Here is a 25,335-nt window from a genome sequence, read left to right on the forward strand (position 1 = left end):
ATCACGGGAGGGTCGGAGATTGACTCCACTCGGCAGCGATGACGACACTCTGGACAGACGTCTCGCCACGCTGGACGATGCCACCCGTATTCTCGGCGCCACCAGCGATTTCGGTAAGCAGGTCAAGCTGTCCAGGGTGCTGGGTGCGCTGCGGCGGGTGCTGCTGCTGCCCGGCGGCTGCGCGGCGGTGCGAGCGCGGGCGAGCGGGCTCGAGGCGGCCGGGCTGTTCCTCGGCACCGATTGGGCGCATCCGGAGATCCTGATTCCCGCGTTGAGTGTGGGTTCGCTGCGCAGCGCCAACGCCGACACGATGGTGCTGGAGACGGTGAGCGATCTGCGGTTGCTGGCAGTGGCCAAAGGTGACTACCCGCATCCGTCGGTGAGTGCGGAACAGGCGCTGGGGCATCTGTCGCAGGTGCTCGCCGTCAACCTGAGCTTGCTGTTCACTCCGCCGAGCGAGGCCGAACGCGAGCACCAGGGGCGGATGGCGCGGGTCTCGCGGGAGCTGATGCATCACCTGGTCGAGGAAATCGGCTACGAGAAGGTGCTCGAGCATCTGGTCGACGAGATCTGGCGGATTCTGCGCCAGCGTCCCATCCAGGTCGAGCAGGTGAAGCGGATGATCACGCAGATCGCCGTCGCCCGCAGCAATCCCGATATCGACCTCGGCGCCACCGGGCTGGGCGCGGACCGGCTGATCAGCAGTCTCTACGGCACCACCGACGCCTGCCGGGAGGATCCGGGCGTGGAGGTCTACCGCACGCGTCTGGAAAGTATGGACGACAGCGCATTGCAATACGAGGCAACGGGTTTCGCGCGCTCGATGCACGACACCGGGCTGGTGTCGCCGTATCACGCGGTGCTGCTGCGGTTCCTGCTGACCAAAGGGGAATATCTGCTCGGCGAGGCGCTGGGATTGTCGAGCACCGGGCGCGACAGCCTGCTGTGCTACCACGAACTTGTGCGCAACCTGATCGAGGAGGCCGTGCACGTCGAGACCGCGCAGGGCATCTACGGGCTCGCGCTGCTGCTGGAGCGGGGGATTCTGTATCAACCGCCGGTCGCGCCCGCGCTGTGGCGCCAACTCGCGCTGCCGGTGTCGCCGCGCTGCCGGGAACGGCTGCACGAGGTGTTCGGGCCGGTGCCGGACGCGCGGGCGCGGCTGCTGTCCGGGATGCTGTCGATCCTGGGTCTGCCGCTCGGCGTGGGGCAGGGCGACAATCCGACCTGTCAGTCGGCGCGCGCCCTGTCGATGTGGGCCTGCAACGATCCCGACTACCTGCTGCAGACCGTGGCGTGGGCGGCCCGCGACGACGAGATCGTCATGCATTTCGAGGGACAGCCGATTTCCTCGCTGGAAGCCGGCGCCGGGGTGGCGACCACCCTGCCGATGGATCTGGACCCGGTATCGCTGCTGGTCGTGCCCCATCTCGATCGCATCTACGCGGAGATGGGGCGGCGCTGCGCCGGCCGCGAAGGCGATCCGCATCGGTGGATCAACCCCGAATTCCACGGCTGGTGGTCCGGGCGCGGATTCCGCATCGACGTCGATGTGGAGACCGGGCGGCTGATCGACGTCGACGAATTCCTGCGGCACTTCTACGCCAGCTACCACCCCTTCTACAACGGCAATCAGCCGCTGGTCCACCCGCAGCCGGCCGGTATCGCGGTGACCGACAGCGCCGCCCGGTTCGTGGGCTGGCACGCGATCACCGTCCTGCGGGTCAGCCTCGATCCGCAGGACACCATGCGGGTCTACTTCTACAACCCGAACAACGACAGCGGCCAGGACTGGGGCGACGGCGTGGTCGTCGGCACCGCCGGACACGGCGAGCGGTTCGGTGAGGGATCGCTGCCGTTCGAACAGTTCGCGTCGCGGCTCTACATCTTCCATTTCGATCCGCTCGAACGCGGCGAACCGGCCGCGGTGGAGCGCGCGGAACTGGATCGGGTCGTCGGCTACATCCACCGCAGCTGGGGTGCGGACCGGCTACCGGAGATCGTGAGCGATGCGCCGTCGTGACGCGGCGGATACGTTGTGTGCATGGACGATTCACGGTGGCGGGCAGCACTCGTGGCCGAGAGCGAGGCGATCGCCGCGATACCGCGGGACGCGTACGGGGCGCCGGTGGCGGCCTGTCCCGGATGGGATGTGGCGCGCCTGATCTCCCACGTGGGCCGCGTGCATCGGTGGGCGGCGGGATTCCTGCGCGGCGACGACACGCCGGTGCCACGCCCCGGCGGTGCGGACCTCTCGCAGTGGTATCGCGAGAGCCGCGACCTGCTGCTGGGGCAGTTGGACGGGATGGATCTCGACGCCGAGGTGGACACCTTCATCGGCCGGCGGACCGTGCGGTTCTGGCTGCGGCGACAGGCCCATGAGACGGCGATGCACCGGTGGGATGCGCAGGACGCGGCGCGGCCCGGCGCGGCGGGATTCGATGCCGACCTCGCCGGTGACGGCGTGGACGAATGGTTGCAGGTCTTCGTCCCGCGTCGCCTGGCCGGAGTGGACGTGCCGGGCGAACTCGCCGGAGCCGCAGTGCAATTGCGCTGCACCGACCTCGACCTGCCGCCGTGGACGTTGCGCCTGACCCGTCCGGAGCCGGTGATCGAGTACGGCGCCGTGGCGGCCGATACGGTTCTGTCCGGCAGTGCGGCGGATCTGCTTCTCACCGTGTGGCATCGGGAACCGGCCACGCCACCCGAGGCCACCGACGCCGAGCTGGCACGCCGGGTGCTCGATCTGATCCACGTCACGTAGCAGTCGGACGGCCGGATCGTTCGTGTCGCACACGTCGCTGAAGGCCGGGCTGATGACCGCGCGAGACGGCATTCCCGCGGCGTGACAGGTGCGGTCGGGAACGCGCTAGCAGTACGGCGTTGCCGGGGCGGACGGATATGCGGCCGGGCCTTTCGTCGCCCCGGTGTCGATGACAGCGGACGGGTCAGTGGTCGGAACGTGGGCGGGTGAGGACGAAGCTGTCCACCGGCTTCACCGTGTCGGTCACCGCGTAGTAGGTGGCGGTCATGGTGGTGTGGCCGCCGGGGGCGCCGGGATCGACGTCGAAAGCGCAGAAGCCGTAGGGATGGTCGGGATCCTTGAAGGCCGACCAGGGCGCCTGCTCCATCACATAGATCGGCGCCTTCTTACCCGTGGCGGGGTCGACGGCGCCGACACCGGTGATCACCCGGCACTGCTGTCCGGGGAAGAACAGCCCGTTCGATGGGACGGAGGTACCACCGCCGCCGATCACGAGATGCACTGTGCCCCGCGAGGTGTCGATGATCTCGGGCGCGGTCGCGGTGGCGGGCGTGACCGCCTCCGGGACCGGTTTCGGTGTCAGGGTGTCGCTGCCGAGGACGCCGCGCACGGGATGGGAACGCTCGTAATGGTGTTCGTGGCCGCACAGCACCAGATCGACCTGGTAGCGGTCGAACAGCGGTAGCCATTCCTGGCGGATACCCAGATCGGCGCCGTTGGCCTTGTCGGCCGAGGAGATCGCGGTCTGATGCATGAACACGACGATCCAGTCGATGGCGCGATCCGCGCGGGCGGCGGCCAATTCCTTGTCCAGCCAACGCTTCTGGGCACCCCCGGAGTAGCCGTGCACATAGGAGTTGCCGCCGTCCTGCAGGCAGATGTCGTCGTTGGCCACCGCGATCACCCGGACCGCGCCGACCGTGAAGGCGTACCAGAGCCCGCGCGCAAGGTCCTCGGCGCCGCTGTCGGGCACGGTGAAATAGGTTTGGAACGCCTCGTAGCCGATCGGACCGTTGCCGCGTTCGTTCTCGTGATTACCCGGCGCCGGCATCCACGGGCGGTGGCGAGCGGACCGAGAGTTGTTGGCCCACCAGTCGTTCCAGGTGCGGATCCGGTCGGTGGCGAGATTGGCGTAGCACAGATCGCCGTTGACGAGATTGAACAGCGGGGCCAGATGTTCGATCCCCGCGGTGACATCACCGGCGACGGGGGAGCCGAGGTTGTCGTTGACGTAGCGGCCGTTGTCCAGCTTGCCGAGCGTCGGAGTGCCCTGATCGCCGAAACTGGTGAAGCGGAACGCGGCCCGGCCCGCCGGCGCGGTGCGGTGGGTGCCCAATTCCGGTGTGGCGCCGTCGTGTCCGGCGGCGTAGATGTAGTCGGTGTCCGGAGTGAGCCCGGTCAGTACCGCGTGATGGGCGTATACCTCGGTGCCCGAGGCGGCGTCCCGGTAGACCCGGGTCCGCGCCGGCGCGGTCGAGCCGAATCCCGTTGTGGCCGTGCCGAATCGAACCACCGGATTGTGGACGGATGCCGAACTCTGCCAGCTCACCACGGCCTCGCGCGCGGCGTCGGCGCCGAACTGCAGATGCAAGCCCGTCACCGGCGGCGCGGCCACCCGGGACGGACTCATCGCCAAATCCGGTGACAGCGGCCAGAATCGCCCGCCGCTACCGGTCGACGACCCGTCGCCGTGCAACGCCGCCGTCGTTCCGGCGCCCACGGCCAGCCCGGCGATCGCCGCCGCCCCCGACGCGCCGAACAACCACCGTCGGCTCACCCCGCGGGACCGGCCGGGGTGAGCGCCGCTGCCCTCCGGCCCGCCGGCCTGAGCAGCGGTATCCGGCTCGGCGGTGCCATCTCGGTGGGGGCCGGCGCCCGATGCCGAACCAGGGCCTGCCCCCGTCTCGGCGTTATCCGCCTGCTTCGCTACCGGCTCCGAGGCATCCCGCTCGTCCATACCTCCAGCCAACCGTGCGCGGGTTCAGAAAACCCCACGCCACGGCGAACGCCGGGTGAATCACGAGCCGAAGCCATCGAGTGCTCGTCCTGGCATCGCGGTGGTCGTAGGGCGGGTTTCCCGACCCGCCGTCGCGAGCCGCGGCGATCCGGTCGGGCCGGCGCGGGCGTTCGGCGGCGCCCGTGCCTCGCAGTTTGGCGGCCGGATCGGTGGTTAGCCGAGCACTATGGACCACGACAGAGCCCCGGTGCTGGACGCGCTGCGCGACTTCCGGATGCGGGGTTTCGTGCCGTTCAGTCCGCCCGGTCACAAGCAGGGGCGGCGAGTCGATTCCCGGGTTCTCGACGTCCTCGGGCCGGGGGCGTTCGCCGCGGATGTGGTCGCCCTCAACGGGCTCGACGATCGTCTACTGCGATACGGGGTGCTGCGTGAAGCGCAGGAACTGATGGCCGACGCGGTCGGCGCGGACGAGTCGACGTTTTCCACCTGCGGCAGCTCCCTGTCGGTCAAGTCCGCGATGCTGGCGGTGGCCGGACCGCACGACACCCTGCTGGTGCCCCGCAACGCTCACAAGTCGGTGGTGCTGGGGTTGATCCTCAGCGGTGCGCGACCGGGGTGGGTGCGCCCTCGCTGGGATACGCGGCTGCGCCTGAGTCATCCGCCGGGGCCGGAGGAGTTCCGTGCCGCGTTCGCGCGCGATCCCGAGGCCGTAGGGGCGTTGCTGGTCAGCCCGACCGATTACGGAACCTGTTCCGACGTGCGGACCGTCGCGGAGGTGTGCCACGAGCGTGATGTGCCGCTGATCGTCGACGCGGCGTGGGGCGCGCATCTGCCGTTTCACGACCGGCTACCCCAATGGGCGATGACCTCGGGCGCCGATGTGGGCGTGACCAGCGTGCACAAGATGGGGATGGCGCTGCAGCAGAGCTCGGTCTTCCATCTGCGCGGCGACCGAGTCGACTCGTCACTGCTGCGTCAGCGGTCCGATCTGCTCGACACGACGAGCCCGACCTCACTGGTGTACGCGTCGATCGACGGCTGGCGACGGCAGATGATGCAGCACGGGCACAGCCTGCTCGAGGCGGGGATGGAGCTGGCCGGCGCTGTTCGGCGGCGGTGCGCGGAAGTGGAGGGGCTCGCGGTCGCCGACGACGATTTCGCCGGGCCCGGTCTCGCCGCATCGGTCGATCCGTTCAAGATCACCATCGACGTCACCGGACTGGGCGTCGACGGATATCAAGTCGCGGATTGGCTCTATCGGCAGCGGCACATCGCGGTCGCGGTGGCCGATCACCGCCGCATCGTCGCGCAGTTCACCTGTGCCGACGACGCCCGGACCGCGGACACCCTGCTCGACGGTCTCACCGCGGTGACCGTCGCCGCCCCCGAATTTCCGGCCGCGCCGCGCGTCGAGGTCCCGAGCCCCGCGTGCCTGGAGCCCGAGACCGCGATGCGGCCGCGCGACGCGTTCTTCGCCCCGGCCGAGCAGGTCCCGATCGACGCCGCGGCCGGGCGGGTCGCCGCGGAGATCATCTCCCCGTATCCGCCGGGTGCCCCCGATGTGGTTCCGGGCGATCTGCTGAGCACGGCGGTACTCGACTATCTGCGCAGCGGTCTCGCCGCCGGCATGCGACTTCCCGATGCCACCGACCCGACCCTCTCGACGGTCCGGGTGGTGGCGAAAGGTTAGGTCCGCTCCGGGCTCAGGCGCGGGCGGCGATGCGCGCTTGCACCTCCGGCCGCCGCAGCGGCGGAACCGACTTCGGCGGCACCTTGCGGTCGGGCAGAGCCGCCAGCAGGCGGGTGGTGGCCGCGGCGATCTCGGCGACGGCTTCCTCGACCGCGGGGCGGGTGGCCGTGGAGATACTGCTCAGACCACCCACCTTGCGGACGTACTGCAGCGCGGCCGCCTCGATCTCCTCGGCCGTGGCTTCCGGTTCGAGCCCGCGCAGTGCGGTGATGTTTCGGCACATGCCTACGAGTAGGCCCCGCGCCGGTCGCGATCGAGCCGGTTCAGGCGGCGCTGCCGCTCGAGAACGGCGAATATCCGTAGCCGTATCCGTACCCGTAGCCGCCACCCGTCCACGGGCTGTACCACCCGGGGTAGAAGCCGCCGTAACCGCCGCGCGGCAGACCCCAGCCGGGCATTCCCCAGCCGCCGTGATAGCCACCCCAGCCGCCATGATGGCCCCAGCCGTGGACGAACTGGATATCCGTTCCGGGTGTCTGTACTTCCTGGGACCGGGCCGGCGCCGCCGGTTCGGCGAGCGCGGGGGCGGCGGCCGCCACGATCGGTGCCGCCGCGATGGCGACCGTGATCACGGTGCGTGACATGCGGGTGCGGAGCTTCGAGGGCAGGTCGTTTCGAACCATCGGAATTCCTTCGGTACGTGTCTCGGTCGTATCCGTCCGCGGCCCGATCGGGCCGCTCGACTAGCGTGACGCCACTTAATGTACCGCTGTTTAACGGTACGTTCAAGAGCGTCAAAAAGATGACGTGACTACGAGTGTGAAGGGAATCGCCGGAAACGGGACGGGCGCCGCACCGCCGGCCGTGATCGGCCGCGGTACGACGCCCGCGTCGCTGGTAGCCGCCGGCTAGAGCCGCACGGGGTAGGTGGGCTCCTGGATATCGGGCTTGATGCGGTCCTCGACGAAGATGCCGTGCCAGATCATGAACACCAGCAGCGTCCACAGGCGACGGCTGTGGTCGCCGTTGCCGGCGCGGTGCGCCTCCAACATCGCCTTGATCGCGGACTTGTCCAGCAGATGATCGGTCTGCGATTCCGCGATCTGGGTGGCTGCCCAGTCGTAGAGTTCCGGTCCGCGCAGCCAGTGCCGCAGCGGCACCGGGAAGCCCAGTTTCGGCCGGTGCAGCACATGCGGCGGGACGATCGTCTCGAGCGCGCGGCGCAGCGCGTACTTGGTCGTCTCCTTGGTGATCTTCTGCTGATACGGGATCTGCTCGGCGACCGCGAACACCTCGGGGTCCAGGAACGGCACCCGCAACTCCAGCGAATTGGCCATGGTCATCTTGTCGGCCTTGACCAGGATGTCACCGCGCAACCAGGTGAACAGGTCCAGATGCTGCATGCGCGCCACCGGATCCCAGCCGCGCGAGCGCGCGTAGATCGGGGCCGTCACATCCTGATGCGTCCACTCCGGGCGGAACTCGCGCAGCACCGAACGCAACTGGGCGTCGCTGAAGCTGCGGGCATTGCCGTAGTAGCGCTGCTCCAGCGGCAGCGAACCGCGGTGCAGCAGGCTCTTGCCGCGCGTCCCGTCCGGAATCCGGTCCGAAAGCTTGCCGGCCAGCCGCCGCACACCCTTCGGCAGATACTCGAAAGGCTTGAGCGACAACGGTTCCCGATAGATCGTATAGCCGCCGAACAGCTCGTCGGAACCCTCGCCGGAGAGCACCACCTTGACGTGCTTGCGGGCCTCCTGGGCCACGAAATACAGCGGCACCAGCGCCGGATCGGCCACCGGATCGTCGAGGTACCAGACGATCTCGGGGATCGCGCCCGCGAACTCCTCGGGGCTGACCGTGCGGATGAAATGCTTCGCGCCGATCGCCTCCGCGGTCTCGGCCGCCACATCGGCCTCCGAATACCCCTCCCGCTCGAACGCCGAGGTGAAGGTGAGCAGATTCGGGTTGTGCCGGATCGCCAGCGCCGCGATGGCGGTGGAGTCGATGCCACCGGACAGGAAGGCGCCGACGGTGACGTCCGCGCGCATGTGCTTGGCGACCGAATCCTCGAGCACCGCCGCGATCTCGCGGTAGCGGGCCTCCTCCGAGCCGGCCGCGAACGGGCGCACCCGGAAGTTCGGCTCGAAGTAGCGAGTCACTTCCGGCGCGGCGCCGGGGCGCAGGGTGGCGTAGCAGCCCGATTCCAGGCGGCGGATGTTCGCGTGCAGCGATTCCGGCTCCGGCACGTACTGCAGCACCGTGTAGTGCTCGAGGGCACGCGGATCCAGTGCGTCCGAGAGGTTCAGCGCCGGCAGCAGTTCCAGCAGGCTCTTCTTCTCGCTGGCGTAGGCGGTGCCGCCCGGGCCGGTGGCCAGGAACAGCGGCTTGATGCCGAACGGGTCGCGGGCCAGCACCAGCTCCTGGGTCTCGGTGTCCCAGATGGCGAAGGCGAACATGCCGCGCAGCTTGGAGAATGCCGCGGTGCCCCAGTGGTGATAGGCCGCGACGATCGCCTCACCGTCGCCCTCGGTGGCGAACCGCGCCCCGAACTCCTCGCTCAGCTGCGCGCGCAACTCCAGGTAGTTGTAGATCTCACCGTTGAACGCCAGCGCATAACGCTCCGTATTCTCCGGCGGACCCCAGCGCAGCGGCTGATGCGAATGCTCGATGTCGATGATCGACAGGCGGTTGAAGCCCAGGATGATGTGTTCGTCGTGCCAGGTGCCGCGCTCGTCCGGGCCGCGATGGCGCCCGCACTGCAAGGCGTCGTACACCTGTTGTACGACGGAGTCGGTGGCCACATCGGCGGTCAGAAATCCCAGCAGTCCACACACTGCGTCGAGAACCTCGTTTCCGGATCGGGTACGCGGAGAACATTCGAAACCAGTCCCCGAGTATGCCGCACCGCGGGCCTGCTCGTCGCCTCGCTGGGCGGCGGTCGCGCTCGCCAGGGATTTCGCATCCGGGTGCGTGACCGGCGCGAAGGTACGGCCGGGGATCGCACCCGGTGGCCGGTGTGTCGAAAGCGACCCGGGCACAACGCGGGAGGCGGTTTGGTCTACGCTGCGTAGTACTCGGGAACTCTCGTGGTCGGCCGTGCGTTCGGTGCGGCTCGCGGAAGGCTCCCGAACGTGCTGAAAACGCGCTGCCCGGCATCCGGGTGGCGCCGTGTCGGATGGACGACCAGGAAGGCGTTGAGCGTGGCGCACAAGGCGAGCGAAGCGATAGGGGCACGACCCGCCCGGGTACGGCGGGGCCGCATCCTTCGGCGGGCCGGGCTGGCGGTGTCCATGGGGATCACCGTGATGCTCGTCTCGGGCTGCTCGATCGACAATCCCGTGCTTCGGTTCGGGTGGCCCTCGGGTGTGACCCCGCAGGCGACCCGGATGCGGGAACTGTGGACGTGGTCGGTCGTCGCCGCCCTGGCGATGGGTGTGCTGGTCTGGGGCCTGACCTTCTGGACCGTGACCTTCCACCGCAAGAAGAAGAACTCCCCGGAGTTCCCGCGGCAGACCGGCTACAACGTGCCGCTGGAGCTGACCTACACCGCGATTCCGTTCGTGATCATCGCGGTGCTGTTCTACTTCACCGTGGTCGTGCAGAACTACGTGCACGAGAAGACCTCGAACCCGGATGTGGTCGTCGACGTGACCGCGTTCCAGTGGAACTGGAAGTTCGGCTACCAGAAGGCCGTCGGCCAGAACGGCCAGGTCTACGACGGTGTCGACCAGACCCGTCAGGCGATGAACGAGCAGATTCAGAGCGAGTACAAGGAGCGCACCGCCGACGGCCACCCGCAGCCGGGTCCGCTGCACGGCCTGCCCGCCAACGACATCTCCTACCTGCACTACGACAAGGTGGAGACCGTCGGCTCGTCCAACGAGATCCCGGTGCTGGTGCTGCCGACCAACAAGGTCGTGGAATTCCAGCTGGCCTCGGCCGACGTCATCCACTCCTTCTGGGTGCCGGAGTTCCTGTTCAAGCGCGACGTGATGCCGAACCCGAAGGAAAACCACTCCGACAACACCTTCCAGATCACCAAGATCGAGCACGAGGGTGCCTTCGTCGGCCGCTGCGCGGAGATGTGCGGTACTTTCCACTCGATGATGAACTTCGAAGTGCGCGCCGTGACGCCGGACAAGTTCGACAAGTACATCGCCGCCCGCGAAGCGGGTAAGACCAATGCCGAGGCCCTGTCGAGCATCGGCGAGTCGCCGGTGGCGACGACCACGCATCCGTTCGACACCCGTCGCACCGCGCGTGAAGCCAGCCAGGCCGAGAGCAAGTAAGAAGGGTACTGAACAGACATGAAGGTCGAAGCACGCATCTTCGAGCTGCTCACGGTGTTCTTCATCATCGTGGCGGTCGTCTACGGATTCTTCACCGGCCAGTCCCGCACCGGCGTCGAGTGGGCGGGCACAACCGCCATCGTGCTGACCGCCGGACTGACCCTGATCGTCGGCACCTACTTCCGCTTCGTGGCGCGCCGCCTCGATCTGCGCCCCGAGGACTACGAAGAGGCCGAGATCATCGACGGCGCCGGCGACCTGGGCTTCTTCTCGCCCGGCAGCTTCTGGCCCATCCTGCTGGCCGGTTCCGCCTCGGTCACCGCGCTCGGCTTCGCGTTTTTCCAGTACTGGCTGATCGGCCTGGGCGTGCTCTGCGTCCTGGCCTCGGTCGCCGGCCTGGTGTTCGAGTACCACGTGGGACCCGAGAAGCACTGAGCACCTGACGGCAGTCTCGAGAGCGCCCCGGCTTCGGCCGGGGCGCTTCGTCGTTATGGGGCCATTGCGAGATATCGCCGGAAAAGCCGAACGCCCCGACAGGTCTGCCGGGGCGTTCGGTCTACGCAGGGAAATCAGTCCGGGGTGTGGTAGCGGCGGGCGCGTTCGGAGCGGCAGATGTCGTCGATACCGGAGGTGATGTCGCGCATCAGTTCCGGGGCGCCGGAGCGGCCGGAGTAGGTGCCGGTGGGGCGCAGGCGGCAGGTGAAGGTGATGAAGCCGTGGTCCTCGCCCGCGGATTCGTGCAGATCCGGGGAGCGCACGCCGTAGGTCATGGCGGAGATGACCGTGATGGCGCCGCTGCGTTCGCGGTGGTCGGCGAACAGGTCGTGCAGCCGGTGGAAGACGGTGCTGTAGCTGCTCATGGGCGCGAAGACCGCCACCCGGTAGGCGGGGCCGCGCTCGGAGGAGCTGATCACGGTGTCCGCGAGATATTCGGCGTCGCGCAACGTGAGCACCTTCGGCGCGAACATCAGCGCACCGGCGGCGGCGTTGCGCACCGGCATACCGGCGCGGCCGCCCGCGGCGGAGGCGATGGCGCCCAACGACTTTCGCGCCCGCGCGCCCAGTTCGCGGCGGGCCCGCAGCGAGGGGGTGGCGGTGGTGGGATGCAGACTCGACCACTGGCCGAAGCGGACCGTGCCGAGCTGGATGTTTCCGGTGCCGACCGGTCGCGACACGCGCAGCGGCGCGGTGTCGACCCAGCGGCCGACCTGCAGCAGGGCGTCGCCGGGGCGGGTGATCTCGGCGTGGGAGTGCTCGACGAAGGTGTCGAAGTCGAGGAATCGGTGCGCGTCGGAGGTCAGCCAGGTGTGGTCCTTGTCGACCTCGATGGCTTGCAGCGTCAGCGCCGTGATGATGCCGGTGCGCCCGGCTCCGCCGAGGATGCGCCGGAACCGGCCGGCGTGGTGGGTGCGCCCGCAGGTGCCGAATCTGCCCTCAGGGTCCACGTATTCGAGGGCGACCACGTTGTCGCTGAACATGCCGTAGCGGTGTGAGGCCGCGCTGAGCCCGCCGACGGCCGCGAAACCGCCCGCGGTGATCTCGCGGTGGTCGCCGACGATCGGCAGCCCGAGGCCGTGTGCGGCCAGAGTGCGATCGATATCGGACAGTCGTGCGCCGGCCTGCACCCGTACCAGTCGCGCATCGGCGTCGACCGCCTGCACCCGGTTCATCCGCCGCAGCGACATCACGATGCGACGGTCGGGCGGGGCCGGTTCGTCGTCGAGCTGCTCGCTGCTGTGGTCGCCGCCGCGCACGGTCAGCGGTTGCGGTCGTGAATCTCGCACTGTGCGAACGACATCCGCGGTATCGCGGGGCAGGTATTCCTCCGGAAGAGCAGCGAGCGTGGTACTCATGGCCTCAAAGCTAACCACAGTAGCGGCGCTACGTCTGCACCGAAGTTAGCAGTGCAGGTGCGGGGGTTTTCACAATGGGCGCGAAGGCGAACAACGCGGTCGCGACGGCCGCCCAGAGGATCCACCCGGTGACGCCGGAACCTGTCAGCAGCGTATGTGGTTGCTCGTCCGGCGCCGTCGATTTCAGCGCGCCGAACACCACGATCCCGGCGTTCCAGGCGGCGTGGCCGATCGCGGCGGGCCAGATGCTTCCGGAACGCAGCCGCAGCCAGCCCAGCACCGCACCGAAGGTCACACAGAACGGGATGTAGGCCAGGGCGGACCAGGCGCCGATATCGGTGAAGCCGTAGCCCAGCAGAGTCAGCGGTGCGTGCCACAGCGCCCAGATCACTCCGGTGGCTGTCAGTGCCACGGGGGTGCCGTAGCGAGAGATCAACTGGGGCAGCAGCCATCCGCGCCAGCCGATCTCCTCGCCGAGAGTCAGCGGGACGGCCCCGACGATCATGGTGGTCAGGGACTCGATGATCATGGCGACGATCAGATCGGTGCCGACGGTGCTGAGGTCGAAGTGGAACCAGCCGAGCGCGGCGCTGATCTCGTAGGCGATCCATGCCACCATCGGAACGCCGAACCAGGCGGCCACGATGAGCCGGGCGGTCCGTGCGGGGGAGGGGCCCAGACCCAAGCCGATGTCGGCGGCGAAGCCCGATGCGGGCGGGAGCCCGGGTGCGGCGGGCCGGGCGAGCAATGGCTGATGTCGTCGCCACCGGACCACCAGAACGGCCACCGTCGGCGCGAACATCATCAGGGCCGCGCCGTCGTGGAGCCACGGTATGGACTCCAGCCCCTTCCCGTCGATCCAGGGAATCGACGCGAGCACCCATGCGAGTGCGTACGCCACCACGATGTACGTGGCGATATCCGAACGCCGAGCAGTCATATGTCCGTCCTTGCGACTGAATCCGATGCCGATCGGGATCGGCCGTCACCTCTCCGGCATTCGGCGCCCCCGGATACTTCGACGCGGCAGAAGTGGGAACGGTTCCCGCGCAGCGTGGTTCGGACGGAGGGCTCGCCGACGTGCGGGCGTGCGGGATGTTGGGGAGGCGGGACTTGGCCCCTGAACTTTTCGTGCAAACCGCCACAGGAAATGCGGAAAACCGCCGATTTCGGCGAGCTTCGCACGATTAGTTCACCATCACCCGATCTACAGCCGCTTACCGTCGCGTGCGGCGCCTTGCGATGGTGGCGGCCTGTGGTGATTCGGATGTGACATCGGCTGTCGGTGCTTGCCCGGACCGCGGGTGCGGGGTTGGGTGGAGGTATGAGCACAGTGCTGGTGACCGGTGGGACAGGCGCGCTCGGGCGGCACATCGTGGATCGGCTGCGGGAACGCGGGCACGACGTGCGGGTGCTCTCGCGGCGACCGGGTGCGGGAACGCACGCGGGGGATCTGACGACCGGGGCCGGGGTGCGCGACGCTGCCGAGGGCGCGGAGTCGATCGTGCACGCGGCCTCGGACTTCCGGCGGTTCGGTAAGCCGGATATCGAGCAGACGCGGAATCTGCTCGCGGTCGCCGGGGGAGCGCGGCATCTGATCTATGTGTCGATCGTCGGCATCGACCGCATCCCCTTCGGCTATTACCGCAACAAACTCGCCTGCGAACACCTGATCGCCGACAGCGGTGTGCCGCATACGATTCAGCGCGCCACCCAATTCCACGACCTGATCGCCGCGGTGCTCGCCGGTGTGCAGAAGCTCCCGATCGCCCCGCTGCCCTCGGATTTCCGCTTCCAGCCGGTCGCCACCGACGATGTGGCCACCCGCCTGGCCGACCTGGTGGAAGGGGAACCCCGCGGCCGTGCAGCGGATTTCGGCGGACCGCAGGTATCGACGCTGGGCGAGTTGGTGACGACGTGGCAGCACCATTACGGGCGTCCTCGGCGGACGGTGTCGCTCCCGCTCCCCGGCAAGATCGCGCGGAGCTTCCGGGCCGGCGACAACACCTGTCCCGACCACGCCGACGGCACCCGCACGTGGGCCGACTACGTCGCGGCGAACCCGAGCCCCAGCTATCGGCTGCGTGGTTGATCCGCCGGGGACAGGCGCTCGAGCAGGCCGGCCAGCCCGCTGCGGATATGGGCTGTCGAGCCGGTCTCGAGGCCGTGGGTCACCTCGTGCCACGGTCCGAGCCGATGCCACACCGACGCCCGGCTGCGGAGTTCGCCGGTCACCCCGTACATGGCGGTCACGGCGTTCGAGAACTCGGGTGGGGCGCCGTACAGCGCCCACGCCAGGTCGATGGCCGGATCACCCAGGTGAGTGTCACCGAAATCGATCACGCCGGTGATGCGGCCGCCGTCGACCAGGATGTGCTCCGGACCGATGTCGCCGTGGACGACGGTATCGGCGGGAAAGTCGCGGGCCGCGTCCAGCAGCTCCAGCGCCGCGCGACGATGAGCGTTCGGCAGCAGCGGAACCACGTCGGCGCGGAACTGTTCGAAGGTCTCGTCGCGGTCGCGCCGGGTCTGTTCTCTCGGCGCCAATCCGTGCTCGATCGCCGTCCTTGCGGGACAGTCGTGCAGGGCGCGGAGAAATCGCCCGACCAGGAAACCCTGTTCGGCACGGGGTGTTTCGAGTGCGCTACCCGGAATCAACGCATGGCGCACGACGAGCGGGTCCTCCCCGGCCACCCGAGGGACCGGCACGGGCAGCGGCAGTTGTGCCGCCAGCCACGGCAGCAGCCGCGTTTCACGCAGCAGTTGCGCGGCGACCTCCGGGCGCCGGGGCCGCCGCTCGACCCAGCGGTCGTCCACCAAGCTCGCCACGGTGTCCCAGCCTCCGGAAAACTCCATGGCGCGACCGTAACTCGATGGTCCCGGTTCAGCAGGGACTCTGCCCGCCGACCTCGCCGGTGGTGAGCTCGATCGTGGTGCCGGTGGGCACCGAGGCTTCCGCGCCAGGCGTTTGGCCGGTGATGACACACTGGCCGCCGCCCGGCCCGCGGCCGGTGCCGCCGGTGATGTGCGCGTGCAGGCCCGCGGCGGTGAGGAGTTGATCGGCGAGGGCCGGACGGTCGCCTCGGACATCGGGAACGGTGACCGTGCCGGGCGCGGGCGATGTGGTCGCGCCGGCGGGCCGGGTGGGGTGCGCGGCCTTCGGCGTGCTGGTCGCGTCGGTAATCGGATGCGCAGTGGCGGCCGACGTCCGGCCGGTCGATCAGGTGCCGGTGGTTGTTCTCGTGATCTTTTCTGCGGTGGCGGTGATGGCGGCGCCGAGTTCGGTGAGGTGCTGGGCCGACAGGCGAGTGTCGGGGCAGGCGACTACGGCGGCGATGACTCGGTCGCCGGCGAAGATGGGGGCGGCGACGGTGACGACGGCGTTTTCGGCACCGAGTTCGTCGGGGAGGTAGTCGATGGTGATCAGGTCGGTGATCATGCTGCCGAGGCGGTTGCGGAGCGGGTCGGTCACCGGTGAATTGCGCAGGGCGGCAAGGGCTTCGAGTATGGGCGCGGATTCGTCGGCGAGGCGTTCGACGGAGTAGCCGCGGGCGCGGACGGCGTCGAGTACCGCGAGCAGGCGTTCGCGATGGGCGGGGTCGGCGTGGTCGATCCAGGTGGTGCGTTCGGAAGCTGGTGCCCAGGCGATGAATTCGCGCGCGACCGGCGGTGCGAGGGGCAGGCGGCGGCCCTGCCGGATCCACGGCACCGAGGGGGTCCCGGCGACCTCGGTGATGATGATCGACCCGTCGTCGCGCTCGGCCAGAAAGACCGGAAAGCCCTGTTCGGCAACGAATTCCCGCAGGAGATCCGCGGCGAGGCGGCGCAGCGGGAACGCCGCCTCCGCGCGGCGTGCGACCGCCAGCAGCCCCATGCCCAGACCGTAGTTGCCGTCGAGATCGCGCACGGTCCAGCCGTCGGCCGTGAGCTGGGTCAGCACGGCATGTGCCGTCGCCCGCGAGAGTCCGGTCTCGCGCACGATCCGCGCCAGCGACAAGTGCTCGGCAGGTCGGCGCGACAGCAGTTCGATCACCCGCACCACCCGATGCGTGGGTGGTGATCCCGCGGAGGCGGCGGGAGTAGCGATGTCGGTGCCCTCGGACATGGCGTCCTTTCCTGGTCACAAGTTGATCCACGCGGGCGCCGATCGCGCCGCCCCCGGCGGTGACGGGTCACACCGCCGCTCACCGTACCGGTCGCCGCGGGCATGGTCCTTCGAGTGCGGCGGCCTGGATCGGTGCCCGCGTCGGTGCGGATGTCCACGCCCCGGGTGCCGCAAAGCCGCTGTCTCGGTCCCGGGTGCGCCGGGCGGTGGCTGCGTTCGGTGCGCACAGGCGGCTCACCGTGCCGGTCGTTGCTGTGCGGTCCGACGTGAGAGGTGAGCCGGGGTGGCCGGCTCGGAGCGCGCCGAATGTGGGCGAGGGGCCAGGTGCGGCGCGGTGGAGGCCGGGACCTCGAGGCACTGCTGGGCTCGGGTCGGCGTGCGCCGGGCCGCAATCGCAGCTCGGCTACCGGAGCAGGTCGATGCAGCGACTTCGCGCCGGTACGGCGGCCAGGCGCGCGGTGAAACCCGCGGGGGGTCTACAGCCCCTTGACCGACGCACGGGCATCCGCTTATCGTCGGTGTCACAATATCGAACAATAGCGTCGAATATTCGACACTGCAACCCGGAAGTGGTCGAGATTTCGGATGCGGGAAGCGGTGCGAGCGATGCGGACAAGGCGAATGTGATGCGGACGGGATACGAGCTGTCGCATCTGTCGGCCCTCGAGGCCGAATCGGTGCACATCTTCCGGGAGGTGGCGGCCACCTTCGAACGGCCTGTGCTGCTGTTCTCGGGCGGTAAGGACTCGGCGGTGATGCTGGAGTTGGCGCGCAAGGCGTTCTGGCCGGCGGCGCTGCCGTTCGCGCTGCTGCACGTCGACACCGGGCACAACTTCGACGAGGTGATCGACTTCCGCGATCGCACGGCGGCCCGGCTCGGTGCGCGGCTACTGGTGGCGCGGGTGCAGGACGATATCGACGTCGGGCGGGTGACCGAACGCCCGGGGGAGAGCCGGAACCGGTTACAGACCACCACATTGCTGCGGGCGATCGCCGAACACCGCTTCGACGCCGTGTTCGGCGGGGCGCGGCGCGACGAGGAGAAGGCGCGCGCCAAGGAGCGGGTGTTCAGTTTCCGCGACGAATTCGGCGCCTGGGAGCCGCGGGCGCAGCGCCCGGAAGTATGGAACCTCTACAACGGCAAACACCGTGCGGGCCAGCATATCCGGGTGTTCCCGCTGTCGAACTGGACCGAACTCGACATCTGGGAGTACATCGACCGCGAGGCGGTGGAACTGCCGCCGCTGTACTACGCGCATCGCCGCCCGGTGTTCCGGCGGGACGGAATGTTGCTGGCCGCCAATCCTTTCCTGACTCCGGGCGCGGACGAGCCGGTGTTCGAGACGACGGTCCGGTTCCGCACCGTCGGCGACGCCACCTGTACCGGATGTATCGAGAGCGAGGCCGACAATCCGGCGGCCGTGATCGCCGAAACCGCGATCACCCGGCTCACCGAACGCGGCGCCACCCGCGCCGACGACCGCATCTCCGAATCGGGGATGGAAGACCGCAAGCGGGAGGGCTACTTCTGATGAGCCGCAATCTGTTACGTCTCGCGACGGCCGGCAGTGTCGACGACGGCAAATCCACCCTCATCGGCCGCCTGCTCTACGACTCGAAGAGCCTGTTCTCCGATCAGCTGGCCGCCATCGAACGAGCCAGCGCCCAGCGTGGCGATGCCGCAACGGATCTGGCGCTGGTGACCGACGGCCTGCGCGCCGAACGGGAACAGGGCATCACCATCGACGTGGCCTACCGCTACTTCACCACGCCGCGCCGCAAGTTCATCATCGCCGACACCCCCGGCCACGTGCAGTACACGCGCAATATGGTGACCGGCGCCTCGACGGCCGACCTGGCGTTGATCCTGGTCGACGCGCGCAAGGGCGTGGTCGAGCAGACCCGCCGGCATGCGTTCCTGGCCTCGCTGCTCGGGGTGCCGCACCTGGTGGTGTGTGTGAACAAGATGGATCTGGTGGACTGGTCGGCCGCGCGGTTCGAGGAGATCCGCGAGGAATTCGCCGATTTCGCGGCGAAGCTGACCGTCGGCGACCTGAGTTTCGTGCCGGTCTCGGCGCTGCACGGCGACAATGTGGTCACCGATTCCGCGCATACGCCGTGGTTTTCGGGCCCGCCGCTGCTGAGCCACCTCGAACAGGTGCATATCGCCTCGGACCGCAATCTGATCGACGCGCGGCTGCCGGTGCAGTACGTGATCCGCCCGCACGCCACCGGCGCCGGTGGGGCCGGTCATCGCACCTATGCCGGAACCATCGCGGGCGGCATCTTCAAACCCGGCGACGAGGTGGTCGTGCTGCCGTCCGGGCGCTCGTCGCGGGTCGCGCGGATCTGGGGGCCGGGCGGGGTGAAGGTGGACGAGGGGTTCACCGGGATGGCGGTCTCGGTGGAACTCGACGACGAGGTCGACGTCGGGCGCGGAGATATGCTGGCCCGTCCGGGAAACCGGCCACATATCGCCGACGAGGTCGACGCCATGGTGTGCTGGTTCTCCGAGACCACCGAACTGCGGCCCGGGGCGCGCTACGCGATCCGCACCGCCACCCAGACCACCCGCGTGCAGGTCCACGAACTCGACTACCGGCTCGACGTCAACACCCTGCACCGTGTCACCGACGCGGAAGCCCTGGCGCTCAACGACATCGGCCGCCTCACCCTGCGCAGCCAGCGTCCGCTGATGGTCGACAGCTACCGCGACAATCGCCGCACCGGCAGTTTCATCCTCGTCGACGAGGACACCGACCAGACCGTGGCCGCCGGGATGATCCTGGCCCGCGACACCGGACCGGAGTCCGTGCCCGACTCCTCGGCCGCACCCGCGGTGGTGCGTGACGACGTCGTCTGGCACAGCTCGTCGGTGGGGCGCGGCGAGCGTCCGAACGCCGGTGCGACGGTGTGGCTGACCGGTCTGTCCGGCTCCGGAAAGTCCACGATCGCCGTGGAATTGGAGCGCCAGCTGGTGGCCGCGGGCCGCCCGGCCTACCGGCTCGACGGCGACAATCTGCGGCACGGGCTCAACGCCGACCTCGGTTTCACCGACGACGACCGGCGCGAGAACATCCGCCGGGTGGCTCAGGTCGCCTCGCTGTTCGCCGACGCCGGCCTGATCGCCATCGTCTCGGTGATCAGCCCGTTCGCCGATCAGCGCGAACAGGCGCGCGGTGTGCACGCCGCGAGCGGCCTGGACTTCCACGAGATCTTCGTCGACACACCCCTGGAGGAATGTGAGCGCCGGGATCCGAAGGGCTTGTACGCCAAGGCTCGCGCGGGCCGGCTGCCGGAGTTCACCGGCATCGACTCACCCTACGAACGTCCCGAACACGCCGAGCTCGTGATCACCCCCGAACACGGCTCACCCGCCGAAATCGCCGCGCTGATCCGCCGCGAACTGAGACTGTGAACCGCACTACCGCCCGCACAACACGCTAGGACGACATGAGTACATCGACAGGATCGTCACCGGGTACCGATACCGCCGCCGGAAACGGACTTCCGGGCGGCGGGTCGCTCACCGAACCGTTCACCGCGGCGATCGCCGAGGCCGAGAAGCTGATCGCGGCAGCGGATTTCATCCACGACGAGAAGGATCTCGCCGAGGGCTACGACTACCTCGCGGGCAGTATCGCCGCGTGCCTGCAGCTGTCGGGCACGCACGGCACCAGCCACCCGTACTTCGTGAGCTCCACCGGCCCGCACGCGAAAATGGGCCTGGACAACCCGGATACGCTCTACTACCACGCCAATGTCGAGCCGGGTGCGGAATATCTGCTCACCGGTGTCCGCGGCAGTACCGTCGACCTCAGCTTCCAGGTGCTGCGCGGCGACTACACCGCCACCGACGTGCCCAACGGCGACGACGCCTTCGACGATCGCCGCCTGCAGATCGCCGACGACGGCAGCTACCAGCTCCGCTTCGGCCCGCCGAAAGCCGATGCCGGGCCGAACTATTTCGTCCTCGGCGAGGGTGCCTCGATGCTCGCGGTGCGCGAGGTCTACGGCGACTGGAACGCGGAGACGAAGGGCAGCATCCGCATCGAGCGCCTCGACACCGTCGGCACCGCGGCCCCCGAACCCGGTGTCGATCAGCTGCGCAAGCGGTATCGGGCCGCGGCGCGGGCGCTGGTGCAGCGCATCCACACCTGGTTCAACTTTCCCAAGTGGTTCTATCTCGACCTGCCGGTGAACACCCTCACCGAACCGCGGCTGACCGCGGGCGGGCTCAGCACGCAGTACTCCTCGGTCGGCCACTTCGATCTCGACGACGACCAGGCGCTGGTGATCACGGTGCCGAAATCCGATGCGCCGTATCAGGGTTTCCAGCTCGGCAGCCGCTGGTACATCTCCCTCGACTACGTCAATCACCAGACCAGCCTCAACAGCGCGCAGGCCCAGGTCGATCCGGACGGGCAGATCCGCATGGTGGTCTCGGCACGCAACCCGGGCATCGCCAACTGGATCGAGACCACGGGGCGCCGTCGCGGCATCCTGCAGTTCCGCTGGCAGCGCGTCGCCCGGGAGATGACCCCGGCGGACGGGCCGCAGTTCGCGCTGGTGCCGTTCGACGAGGTGGCGGCGCGGCTGCCGCATTACGACCTCAACCGCATCGATGAGCAGGGCTGGCGCGCCCGTATCGCCGACCGCCAGCGCGGTTTCGCCGATCGGATGCTCGGATGAGCGCCGGAACGGGCCTGCTGGCCGACAAGGTGGTCGTGATCAGCGGCGTGGGCCCCGGACTGGGCCGCGCCCTGTGCGTTCAGGCGGCCGCGGCCGGTGCGAAGGTGGTGCTGGCCGCACGCACCGAATCGCGACTGCGGGAGGTGGCCGACGAGATCGACGGCGCGGGCGGGACGAGCCTGATCGTGCCGACCGACATCACCGACGATGCCGCGGTGGCGAATCTGGTCGAGCGCACGGTCGAGACCTTCGGCCGGGTCGACGCGCTGGTCAACAACGCGTTCGCGATGCCGTCGATGAAATCGCTGGCACGCACGGACTTTCAGCAGATCAGCGACAGCCTCGAGCTGACGGTACTGGGCACGCTGCGGGCGACCCAGGCCTTCACCGACGAACTCGCCAAGACCCGGGGCGCGGTGGTGATGATCAATTCGTCGGTGCTGCGGCACTCCGAACCGCGCTACGGCAGCTACAAGGTCGCCAAATCGGCGCTGCTGGCCATGTCGCAGACGCTGGCAACCGAACTGGGCGCCAAGGGGATTCGGGTCAACAGTGTGGCGCCCGGCTACATCTGGGCCGATCAGCTGAAGTGGTATTTCGGTGAGGTCGCCAAGAAATACGGCATCACCGTCGACCAGGTGTACGAGCAGACCGCCTCCCGGTCGGATCTGAAGCGACTGCCGGAACCGGACGAGATCGCCAGAGCCGTGGTGTTTCTCGCGTCCGAATGGGCCAGTGCCATCACCGGCCAGACCCTGGACGTCAACTGCGGCGAATACCACGTGTGAGGAGCAGAATTTCATGACCGCTCGTACCAACGTCGGCACCGTCGAGGATCTGCACGCATCCGCCACCAAGGCGTGCGGTCTCACCGATTTCGGCCCCGACGACTACACCGAGGCGCTCGGTGTGCTGCTCGACTCGTATCGGCGCGACGCCGACCTCACCGAACTCGGTTCCAAGATGAACCGCTACTTCCTGCGCGGCGCACTGGTCGCGCGGGCGTTGAGCGAGGCGTCCTGGCAGGCCAACCCCGGCTACGCCGAGACCGCCATCCAGCGGCCGATCTTCGTCACCGGCCTGCCCCGCACCGGCACCACCGCGCTGCACCGGCTGCTGGCCGCCGACCCGCAGCATCAGGCGCTCGAGATGTGGCTGACCGAACTGCCGCAGCCGCGTCCGCCGCGCGAGACCTGGGCCGACAATCCGGTGTTCCAGCAGATCGATGCCGGTTTCGCGCAGCATCACATCGACAATCCGGAATTCATGGGCCTGCACTACATGAGTGCCGCCGAGGTCGAGGAATGCTGGCAGCTGCTGCGCCAGACGGTGAAGTCCATCGCCTACGAATCGCTGGCCTACCTGCCGACCTATTCGCAGTGGTTGCAGAAGCAGGACTGGACCAACGCCTATGAGCGGCACAAGCGCAATCTGCAGTTGATCGGCCTCGGTGATTCCAGGGGCTGGGTACTGAAGAACCCCAGCCACCTGTTCGCGCTGGACGCGCTGATGGAGGTCTACCCCGACGCGCTGATCATCCAGACCCATCGCGACCCGGTGACCATCGTCGGGTCCTCGTGCAGCCTGTCCGAACAGGCCACCAAGGGCTGGTCGAACACCTTCGTCGGCGAGACGATCGGCCGCACGCAGCTGGAGTTGTGGTCTCGGGGACTGCGCGAATTCAATTCCGCGCGTGGGCGTTACAACCCCGAGCAGTTCCTCGACGTTCAATTCGAGGATTTGCGGGCGGACCCGTTCGGCACCGTCGAGAAGATCTATTCGAGCTTCGGGCTGGATTACACCGAACCCGCCCGGAATGCGATGCGGACGCTCGACGAGGAGAGCAAATCGGGCGATCGCAAACCCGCGCACAAGTATTCGCTGGCCGACTACGGGCTGACCGAGGACGAGGTCAGGTCGGTCTTCGCCGATCTCTGAGATCGCTGTACCCGCCGCGGGCCGGCTCGGAATCATCGTCCGAGCCGGCTCGCGGCGTTTTCCGCCGCACAAGCCGTCAGGCGGACGTGTCAGACCTCGGTGGATTTCTCGCGGCGGCGGGCGCGGCGCTGCTGGATGGCGGCGAAACGGATCTCCAGGCCCGTGAGGAACGACTCCAGCGCCAATTCGAAGCTCTCCGAGTCGATTTCATCGGCCTTTGCGCGCAGCAGGTGTGCCTGTTCCAGGTGCGGATAGCGGTCGCGATAGACCTGCACGTCGTCGACGAAGCCGCGGGAGAACGACCCGACGGTCGAGCCCATCACCACGTAGCGGGTGGCCGCGCCGATCATGGTGGCCTGGCGGGGTGGCCAGCCGGCGCCGACCAGGCCGCCGTGCACGGCGTCGGCCGCGCGCAGATTCTCTTCGCGCTTACCGGGGCCCGAGGCCAGGTAGGGGACGAAGTTGGGGTGGCGGACCAGGGCCGCGCGATAGGAACGCGCCCACGAGACGAGGCCGGTGCGCCAGTCGGCGGTTTCGAAGGCCGACGCGTCCACATGGGACATGATGCCGGCGGCGATATCGTCGAGCAGATCGTCCTTGGTGGGGTAGTGACCGTACAGCGAGGCCGCCTGAACACCCAGTTCGGCGGCCAGTTTCCGCATCGACAGCTCGGGTAGTCCGTCGCGATCGATCAATTCCAGTGCCGTCTTGCGAATGCGTTCGCGACTGAGTAGCGGTACCCGTGGCCGGGGCATCCTCGCCACCTCCTTCGCCGCGACACCGATCCGTGCCGAGTCAACCTACACCGTCCGGGGCCGGGGCCTTGAACATCCGAACAGTGTTAGTTTATCGTGCGCTAGATACCTAACAACGTTCGGTTAGGAGTTTTCCCGTCATGGATCTGGAACTCGGCGATGCCCACCGCGAGCTGCGCGAGGTTGCCCGCGCGTGGGTCGACAAGGAGGTCGTGCCCTACGCCGCGGCCTGGGATCGGGCCGAAGCGGTGGATACCGCGATCGTGTGCAAGCTCGGTGACATGGGCTTTCTCGGCATCGAGATCACCGAGGAATACGGCGGCTCGGGCGGCGACGCGCTGTCGTACTGCCTGCTGCTCGAGGAACTCGGCCGCGGCGACAGCTCGGTGCGCGGCATCGTCTCGGTCTCGCTCGGCCTGGTCGGCAAGTCGCTCGCGACCTACGGCAGCGAACAGCAGAAACAGGACTGGCTGCCGCGACTGTGCGCCGGGGAGTCGCTGGGCTGCTTCGGTCTCACCGAACCGGGCACCGGGTCCGACGCGGCGAATCTGACCACCCGCGCCGTCCGCGACGGCGAGGACTGGGTCCTCACCGGCACCAAGATGTTCATCACCAACGGCACCTGGGCCGATATCGCGCTGATCTTCGCCCGCACCGGCCAACCGGGCCCCAAGGGCGTCACCGCCTTCCTCGTGCCCACGGACGCACCGGGTTTCGGCCGTACCGAGATCAAGGGCAAACTCGGCCTGCGTGGCCAGGCCACCGCGGAAATCGTGCTCGACGGGGTGCGGGTGCCGGATTCGGCGCGACTCGGCGGCGAGGGGCAAGGCTTCCGGATCGCGATGGCCGCCCTCGACAAGGGACGCATGGGCGTGGCCGCGGGATGTGTCGGGGTCGCCCGCGCCTGCCTCGAGGCCGCCGTGCGCTACGCCGGAGAACGCGAACAGTTCGGCAAACCGATCGCCTCCTACCAGCTGGTCCAAGAGTTGATCGCCGATATCGCCGTCGACGTGGAGGCCGCTCGGCTGCTGGCCTGGCGGGTCGCCGATCTGGTCGACCGGGGAAAGCCGTTCGGGACCGAGGCGTCGGTGGCGAAACTGTTCGCCAGCGAGGCCGCGGTGAAGGCGGCGAACAACGCCATCCAGGTCTTCGGCGGGTACGGCTACATCGACGAATACCCGGTGTCGAAGTATCTGCGCGATGCGCGGGTGCTCACCCTCTACGAAGGCACCAGCCAGATCCAGAAACTACTCATCGGCCGGGCCCTCACCGGCGTGAACGCCTTCGTGTGA

At 68.5% G+C, this 25,335-nt stretch carries 22 protein-coding genes; 12 read left to right on the top strand and 10 right to left on the bottom strand.

Going from position 1 to position 25,335, the window contains the following annotated elements; genetic code table 11:
* Positions 1-19 precede the first annotated feature (19 nt).
* A complete protein-coding gene (locus IRT45_RS09720) occupies positions 20-2,023 on the top strand; it encodes a hypothetical protein (RefSeq protein WP_194805559.1) in 2,004 nt (667 codons plus the stop codon).
* A gap of 21 nt (positions 2,024-2,044) precedes the next feature.
* On the top strand, positions 2,045-2,764 hold the full coding sequence (locus tag IRT45_RS09725; protein WP_194805560.1) for a maleylpyruvate isomerase N-terminal domain-containing protein: 720 nt from the start codon (positions 2,045-2,047) through the stop codon (positions 2,762-2,764).
* A gap of 184 nt (positions 2,765-2,948) precedes the next feature.
* On the opposite strand, the gene IRT45_RS09730 is transcribed toward IRT45_RS09725, so the two are convergent.
* Positions 2,949-4,721: a metallophosphoesterase family protein gene (locus IRT45_RS09730; RefSeq protein ID WP_194805561.1), complete on the bottom strand. Its 1,773-nt coding sequence runs from the start codon at positions 4,719-4,721 to the stop codon at positions 2,949-2,951.
* A 226-nt stretch (positions 4,722-4,947) separates the two neighbouring features.
* Here IRT45_RS09730 and IRT45_RS09735 point away from each other — a divergent pair, with 226 nt between their 5' ends.
* Entirely contained in the window at positions 4,948-6,411 is a 1,464-nt protein-coding gene (locus tag IRT45_RS09735) for an aminotransferase class I/II-fold pyridoxal phosphate-dependent enzyme (RefSeq protein WP_194805562.1), read from the top strand.
* Positions 6,412-6,424: 13 nt separating this feature from the next.
* Here the strand turns inward: IRT45_RS09735 and IRT45_RS09740 are convergent, their stop codons facing one another.
* From IRT45_RS09740 to asnB, 3 genes are all read right to left on the bottom strand, one after another.
* Positions 6,425-6,694, bottom strand: a complete 270-nt coding sequence (locus IRT45_RS09740; protein WP_194805563.1) for a DUF2277 family protein — start codon at positions 6,692-6,694, stop codon at positions 6,425-6,427.
* A gap of 40 nt (positions 6,695-6,734) precedes the next feature.
* A complete protein-coding gene (locus IRT45_RS09745; RefSeq protein WP_194805564.1) occupies positions 6,735-7,094 on the bottom strand; it encodes a hypothetical protein in 360 nt (119 codons plus the stop codon).
* A 225-nt stretch (positions 7,095-7,319) separates the two neighbouring features.
* Positions 7,320-9,245 (bottom strand): asparagine synthase (glutamine-hydrolyzing), encoded by a 1,926-nt coding sequence (gene asnB / locus IRT45_RS09750; RefSeq protein ID WP_194805565.1) that lies wholly within the window; start codon positions 9,243-9,245, stop codon positions 7,320-7,322.
* A gap of 456 nt (positions 9,246-9,701) precedes the next feature.
* Between asnB and IRT45_RS09755 the strand changes: the two genes are divergently transcribed.
* Together IRT45_RS09755 and IRT45_RS09760 are read left to right on the top strand one after the other, a co-directional pair.
* Entirely contained in the window at positions 9,702-10,700 is a 999-nt protein-coding gene (locus tag IRT45_RS09755; RefSeq protein ID WP_194805566.1) for a cytochrome c oxidase subunit II, read from the top strand.
* 18 nt (positions 10,701-10,718) lie between these two features.
* Complete coding sequence (locus IRT45_RS09760) at positions 10,719-11,135, top strand: cytochrome c oxidase subunit 4 (RefSeq protein WP_036500184.1); 417 nt, start codon at positions 10,719-10,721, stop codon at positions 11,133-11,135.
* A 134-nt stretch (positions 11,136-11,269) separates the two neighbouring features.
* Here IRT45_RS09760 and IRT45_RS09765 read toward each other — a convergent pair whose 3' ends face one another.
* Together IRT45_RS09765 and IRT45_RS09770 are read right to left on the bottom strand one after the other, a co-directional pair.
* Positions 11,270-12,553: an FAD-binding oxidoreductase gene (locus IRT45_RS09765; RefSeq protein WP_194805567.1), complete on the bottom strand. Its 1,284-nt coding sequence runs from the start codon at positions 12,551-12,553 to the stop codon at positions 11,270-11,272.
* A 28-nt stretch (positions 12,554-12,581) separates the two neighbouring features.
* Entirely contained in the window at positions 12,582-13,493 is a 912-nt protein-coding gene (locus IRT45_RS09770) for a CPBP family intramembrane glutamic endopeptidase (RefSeq protein WP_194805568.1), read from the bottom strand.
* A gap of 384 nt (positions 13,494-13,877) precedes the next feature.
* On the opposite strand from IRT45_RS09770, the gene IRT45_RS09775 reads away from it, so the two are divergent.
* Entirely contained in the window at positions 13,878-14,645 is a 768-nt protein-coding gene (locus tag IRT45_RS09775; RefSeq protein WP_194805569.1) for an SDR family oxidoreductase, read from the top strand.
* Here the strand turns inward: IRT45_RS09775 and IRT45_RS09780 are convergent.
* The 3 genes from IRT45_RS09780 to IRT45_RS09790 are packed head-to-tail and all read right to left on the bottom strand — an operon-like array spanning position 14,627 to position 16,658.
* Positions 14,627-15,409: a phosphotransferase gene (locus IRT45_RS09780; protein WP_194805570.1), complete on the bottom strand. Its 783-nt coding sequence runs from the start codon at positions 15,407-15,409 to the stop codon at positions 14,627-14,629. The two genes, IRT45_RS09775 and IRT45_RS09780, sit on opposite strands and share 19 nt — an antisense overlap.
* Positions 15,410-15,437: 28 nt before the next feature.
* Positions 15,438-15,737 (bottom strand): PASTA domain-containing protein, encoded by a 300-nt coding sequence (locus tag IRT45_RS37980; RefSeq protein WP_194805658.1) that lies wholly within the window; start codon positions 15,735-15,737, stop codon positions 15,438-15,440.
* Positions 15,738-15,773: 36 nt separating this feature from the next.
* On the bottom strand, positions 15,774-16,658 hold the full coding sequence (locus tag IRT45_RS09790) for an IclR family transcriptional regulator (protein ID WP_228534090.1): 885 nt from the start codon (positions 16,656-16,658) through the stop codon (positions 15,774-15,776).
* Positions 16,659-17,284: 626 nt separating this feature from the next.
* Here IRT45_RS09790 and cysD point away from each other — a divergent pair.
* From cysD to IRT45_RS09815, 5 genes are read left to right on the top strand one after another with little or no spacing between them, the layout of a single operon-like run.
* A complete protein-coding gene (gene cysD / locus IRT45_RS09795) occupies positions 17,285-18,190 on the top strand; it encodes a sulfate adenylyltransferase subunit CysD (protein ID WP_194805571.1) in 906 nt (301 codons plus the stop codon).
* Entirely contained in the window at positions 18,190-20,076 is a 1,887-nt protein-coding gene (cysC, locus tag IRT45_RS09800; protein ID WP_194805572.1) for an adenylyl-sulfate kinase, read from the top strand. Before cysD ends, cysC begins: the two co-directional genes overlap by 1 nt.
* 35 nt (positions 20,077-20,111) lie before the next feature.
* Positions 20,112-21,350, top strand: a complete 1,239-nt coding sequence (locus IRT45_RS09805; protein WP_228534091.1) for a hypothetical protein — start codon at positions 20,112-20,114, stop codon at positions 21,348-21,350.
* Complete coding sequence (locus IRT45_RS09810) at positions 21,347-22,138, top strand: SDR family oxidoreductase (protein WP_194805573.1); 792 nt, start codon at positions 21,347-21,349, stop codon at positions 22,136-22,138. The genes IRT45_RS09805 and IRT45_RS09810 overlap by 4 nt, the downstream gene beginning before the upstream one ends.
* A 13-nt stretch (positions 22,139-22,151) precedes the next feature.
* Positions 22,152-23,288: a sulfotransferase gene (locus IRT45_RS09815; protein ID WP_194805574.1), complete on the top strand. Its 1,137-nt coding sequence runs from the start codon at positions 22,152-22,154 to the stop codon at positions 23,286-23,288.
* An 89-nt stretch (positions 23,289-23,377) separates the two neighbouring features.
* On the opposite strand, the gene IRT45_RS09820 is transcribed toward IRT45_RS09815, so the two are convergent.
* Positions 23,378-24,043, bottom strand: a complete 666-nt coding sequence (locus tag IRT45_RS09820) for a TetR/AcrR family transcriptional regulator (protein WP_194805575.1) — start codon at positions 24,041-24,043, stop codon at positions 23,378-23,380.
* Positions 24,044-24,183: 140 nt separating this feature from the next.
* On the opposite strand from IRT45_RS09820, the gene IRT45_RS09825 reads away from it, so the two are divergent.
* The gene (locus IRT45_RS09825) at positions 24,184-25,335 is read left to right on the top strand and encodes an acyl-CoA dehydrogenase family protein (RefSeq protein ID WP_194805576.1); all 1,152 of its coding nucleotides are present in this window, start codon (positions 24,184-24,186) and stop codon (positions 25,333-25,335) included.

It is taken from the genome of Nocardia sp. BSTN01 (assembly GCF_015354405.1).
GTDB lineage: Bacteria > Actinomycetota > Actinomycetes > Mycobacteriales > Mycobacteriaceae > Nocardia.